At 49.0% G+C, this 4,760-nt stretch carries 4 protein-coding genes and 1 pseudogene; all 5 read left to right on the top strand.

Features of this window, described 5'->3' with window-relative positions; all coding sequences use genetic code 11:
- Positions 1-263 precede the first annotated feature (263 nt).
- The 5 genes and pseudogenes from BGL89_RS17355 (at position 264) to BGL89_RS17380 (ending at position 4,691) form a co-directional block, all read left to right on the top strand.
- Positions 264-794 (top strand): DUF4242 domain-containing protein, encoded by a 531-nt coding sequence (locus tag BGL89_RS17355; RefSeq protein WP_286826784.1) that lies wholly within the window; start codon positions 264-266, stop codon positions 792-794.
- A 12-nt stretch (positions 795-806) separates the two neighbouring features.
- Positions 807-1,922, top strand: a pseudogene (locus tag BGL89_RS21350) (acyl-CoA dehydrogenase family protein).
- A complete protein-coding gene (locus BGL89_RS17370) occupies positions 1,919-2,701 on the top strand; it encodes an ABC transporter ATP-binding protein (RefSeq protein ID WP_286826788.1) in 783 nt (260 codons plus the stop codon). The pseudogene BGL89_RS21350 and the gene BGL89_RS17370 overlap by 4 nt, the downstream one beginning before the upstream one ends.
- A gap of 4 nt (positions 2,702-2,705) precedes the next feature.
- On the top strand, positions 2,706-3,914 hold the full coding sequence (locus BGL89_RS17375) for an ABC transporter substrate-binding protein (RefSeq protein WP_286826789.1): 1,209 nt from the start codon (positions 2,706-2,708) through the stop codon (positions 3,912-3,914).
- A 12-nt stretch (positions 3,915-3,926) separates the two neighbouring features.
- Entirely contained in the window at positions 3,927-4,691 is a 765-nt protein-coding gene (locus tag BGL89_RS17380; RefSeq protein WP_286826790.1) for an ABC transporter permease, read from the top strand.
- Positions 4,692-4,760: the final 69 nt, after the last annotated feature.

The raw sequence follows: 4,760 nt of genomic DNA on the forward strand, positions 1-4,760 counted from the left end.
TATCTTGAAAAAAAATGATAATTAGACAGAAGTTCTCTATGTGAACAAGAGAACTTTATCTTCTTTTGTTTTCAAAATGAGAATTGCTGCTAATCGTACCTTCTACTTACATGGGTACATTGCTGGGGCTTAATCTGTGTGACCTTTGATAGATAAGGGTTTTCGGCTATTGTAGTATATCTGTATGGGGAAAGTTCAGATATTGCTTTTTTTTCTCAAAGACAGTAAACTCAAATGTATTGTAAATGTATTTCAGATGAATTATGACTCTATATCTAGTAGAGGATGATCGACAAGAAAGGACAAAAGAAGAGGTGAGCGAGATATTGGAGCGCATCGCCACACTCGCATCAAAATCCCAGGGAGAGTTAATCGAAGCCCTAATCGGTGAAAGAGAGGGGCGGTTATTCCTGATTATCAAAGCGATCGATCGCGCCTCCCTCGAACAAGTACTAGAAAACGCTGGGCTAAGTTGGCAACTAATCAAGGAAATGCGCTTGATTGGGCAGGACTTAGCCACTGTGCGAGAGCGCCAAGACAAAGCCAACTATCTAGTACAGTGGAATTTACCTCCGGGGCTAACGATGGAAACTTACCTGCAACGAAAAGCGGAGAAAACCCCCCTTTACGCTCAAGTGCCTGAAGTCAGTTTCGAGCGTACCTATGTTTGCGAAGACTTGAGTAAATGTCTCTGTTTCTACGATAGTCCCGATGAAGCGGCGGTAAAAAGAGCCAGAGAAGTGGTCGGCGCACCTATAGATAGTTTGACCTCGATTGAAAATATTCACCCCTAGGAGAGAACAATTATGCTCGATCGAGGCTCCGAAATCAGTTCTTTTCTAGAAGAAAGAGCCACTGACCTCAACAACGGTACAGCTAATCTCAACGTCGGTTGGGCCCTAACCAAGCTAGGAGAATCGGGCTGGTTCGGCTATGCTATACCTGAAAGCTTAGGGGGCCAGGGTGGCTCCTTATTACAGGCAGTAGAGGCGATCTCCGCTGTGTCCCAATGCTGCCTCACCACCGGTTTTGTTTTCTGGTGTCAGCGCGTCTTCATTCAATATTTGGCGGCCAGTAATAACACTTACCTACAAAACAAAATTCTACCTGCTGTTCTCAAGGGAGAGATAGCCGGGGCAACAGGACTCTCTAACGCGATGAAGTACCTCGGCGGGATCGAGGAGCTGCGTTTACAAGCAAAGATCGAGGGAGAAAACGTCACTGTTAATGGCTTCCTGCCCTAGGCCTCTAACCTCGACTCTAACGGAGAATTCATAGTGGCCGTTGCCGCTCAAACTACATCTGGACAAACTCTTATTCTCGCCCTTCCCTCTTTCGCAGAGGGGTTAAAACGGGGTGAAGACCTACAATTATTGGGTTTACAGGCTTCCCGCACCAGTACCCTTGAATTCGATCGAGTTCAGTTATCTCACGACTGGATTATCAGCTTGGAAGCAGAAAAATTTTTACCCTCAGTCCGCCCCTGTTTCTTGCTGTTACAATGCGGACTGGCCCTTGGCATTACGCGTAAATCCCTTGGGGAGACGGAGAAAAGTTTAGGGGGAAAGGCAGCGGTAGCGAGCAATCGTTATTTCTTCGCCCGCGAGCGTCTGACTCGTCTAGAAAAGACAATCGAGCAATTCAGCACCCTAGAAAGCTTCGATCTCGGACGAACACGCCAACTATTCACCCTCAGAGTGGACATTACCCGGTTAGCGGTGGAATCCGTATGGTTAGAAGCGGAAATTAAGGGAGGAAAAGGCTATTTCCGTAATAGCGACACGGCGCGACGGCTGCGCGAGGTCGCCTTTTTACCAGTGTTAACTCCGAGCCTGATTCAACTAGAAAGAGAGTTACAACGTCAGTCCTCTACCGATAAAATTCTCACTGGCGAACTCGATCGAGCGGGGGTGAGGGAATGAGCGTCGCCACTGATTACCCCGTCCTCACCCTGAAAAATCTCCACAAACGCTATAAAACCCGCAATGGCTACCGTACCGTTTTTGAGGATATTAACCTACAGGTGCGGTCTGGTGAGGTGGTTTGTTTGCTTGGGGCTAGTGGTTGCGGCAAATCTACCCTCCTTGCTACCGCCGCTGGTTTGCAAAGTGCCGATGGCGGAGAAATACAATTGCACTCACGACCCTTACAAGCACCAGACATCCGCAGCTCGATCGTCTTTCAATCCCCCGCCCTTTTACCTTGGTTAACCGTTTGGCAAAACGTGGCTTTTGGTTTGAAATTAAAGCGGATGCCCCGCCTCGATCATCAGCAATTACGCGAAAGGGTTCACACCGCTGTTAAAAGCGTCAAACTAGATGGCTTCGAGCGTGCCTATCCTCATCAACTATCTGGCGGTATGGCTCAGAGAGTTTCTCTAGCCCGCGTCCTCGCCCGCCGCCCCTCTCTCCTCCTCCTTGATGAGCCGTTTAGCGCCCTCGACGCGATCACCCGTTTCGAGATGCAAAAACTCCTCCTAGAAGTCATAGCTCTCTATAACAGCACGGTTCTCCTCGTTACTCACGACATCGATGAAGCCCTATTAGTGGCCGATCGAGTTCTTCTCATGGGCCGTCATCCAGTGGGCATCCGCCGAGAATGGACCATCTCGATGCCGAAACCCCGTTTCGAGTCAGCAAAGCTGTTGAGTGATCTACGCCGGTCAATTTTTCAAGAATTAGCCTTTGTAATGACACTGTAAATTTATGAACCTAGACGATAATTGTGCTTGTTGCGGCATGAGCCGTCGAGATTTCCTGAAACTTTCGGCACTGTTTACCAGTTCCTTCGGAGCAGCGATCGCCGCCGATAGTGGGAGTCTCCCTGTTAACGCCAATGCCAACGACCAGCCTGTGAAAATCGGTTATCTACCGATTACGGATGCCGCCCCCCTATTGGTGGCCCACTCCCGAAAACTTTATGAAGCGGAAGGTTTAACGGCAGAACAACCACGCCTATTCCGCTCTTGGGCGCAGATTGTTGAGGCCTTTCTCGCTCGGCAGGTGAACGTTATTCACGTTCTTTTTCCCACCTCGATCTGGATTCGTTACGGGCGCAATTTCCCCGCTAAAATCGTCGCTTGGAACCATACCAACGGCTCAGCCCTCACCGTCCTTCCCGATATTGAAAATCCCAGGGAATTGGGAGGTAAAACGATCGCGGTTCCTTTCTGGTATTCGATTCATAATTTGGTCTTGCAACAACTCTTACAACGTAACGGGCTGAAAATAGTTCGCAAAGCCAAGGACGCGCCGATAGCTCCTAACGAGGTTAATCTAGTGGTTCTCCCGCCCCCGGATATGGTATCAGCCCTCGCCAATAAGAGCATCGGTGGTTATATTGTTGCTGAACCTTTCAACGCGGCGGCGGAAAATCTAAAAACCGGTAGGGTTCTCCGTTTCACCGGCGATGTCTGGAAGAATCACGCCTGTTGCGTCGTCTTTGTTCACGAGGAGGATATTAGGCAACGGAAACAATGGACGCAGAAGGTGGTAAACGCCCTCGTTAAAGCCCAACTCTGGTCACGGGGCAATCGCTCCGAAGTGGCCAGGATTCTCTCTAAAGATGGTGGAAAATATACGCCTCACCCGCTGCCAGTATTGCAACGGGCGCTTACTTACTACGATCGCAATTTCTATAAGAAAGAGGGAGCGATCCAGAATCCAGACTGGCAAGTCAACCGGATTGATTTCCAGCCCTATCCTTTCCCTTCCTATAGGTCGGAACTGGTACGCTTGCTCAAAACCACTCAGGTAGAAGGAAATACGGATTTTCTCCAAAAACTGCAACCCCGACAGGTGGCGCGGGATCTCGTGGATGACTCTTTTGTCCGTAATGCCTTGCAACAGGTGGGCGGACCGAAAGCTTTCGGCTTACCGAATAATCTCTCCCGCATCGAGACGATCAAATTTTAAGGGTCCTAACCTATGAAGTCACAATCTTTGACCTCCCCGCCAATATCTTTACTACCCTTATGGGGTATGGGTTTTGGATTATTGCTCTGGTGGCTATTTACCAGTCCTCTATGGCACTCAAACCCGATTTTAAATGATTTTTCCCCTGAGCGATCTTTTGTCGCTTTATTACATCTTTTTGTTCGGGGGGAGATTATGCCCCATATCCTCACCAGTTGCCGCCGGGTTCTTGTGGGCTTGGTTCTCGCTAGTGCCATCGGTGTGCCGTTGGGGGTATTAATCGGGTTGTATCGCTCCCTTGAATCAGCTTTGTCGGCCGTATTTCAATTTCTACGCATGATCTCGCCCCTTTCTTGGATGCCTTTAGCGGTGATGGTTTTGGGAATTGGTGATCTACCTGTGTATTTTTTGCTGACGGTGGTGGCTATCTGGCCGATCCTTCTCAATACGGCTGCCGGGGTTAACGCGGTTGATCGCTCTTGGTTGACTTTAGCCCGCAGTCTCTGTGCTACCCGAGGGGAAACGGTTTTCCAGGTTATTCTGCCTGCGATCATCTCCCATCTCTTAACTGGTTTCCGTTTGGCTATAGGTATTATCTGGATCGTTCTTGTCCCGGCGGAAATGCTGGGGGTTAGTGCGGGTTTGGGTTATTATATTCTCGATACACGCGATCGACTCGCTTATTCAGAGTTGATGGCGGTGATTCTCGTTATTGGCGCGATTGGTTATCTGCTCGATTGGGGTTTGCGTCTGGCTCATCGAAAATTTTGGGTCTGAAACCCCGTCGTTTCACGACGGCTTTACCGTTAAATACTAGCGCATTTACCAAATATATGCTAAAATGTG

It is taken from the genome of Microcystis sp. LSC13-02, from assembly GCA_002282935.1.
In the GTDB taxonomy this organism is placed as follows: Bacteria; Cyanobacteriota; Cyanobacteriia; order Cyanobacteriales; family Microcystaceae; genus Microcystis.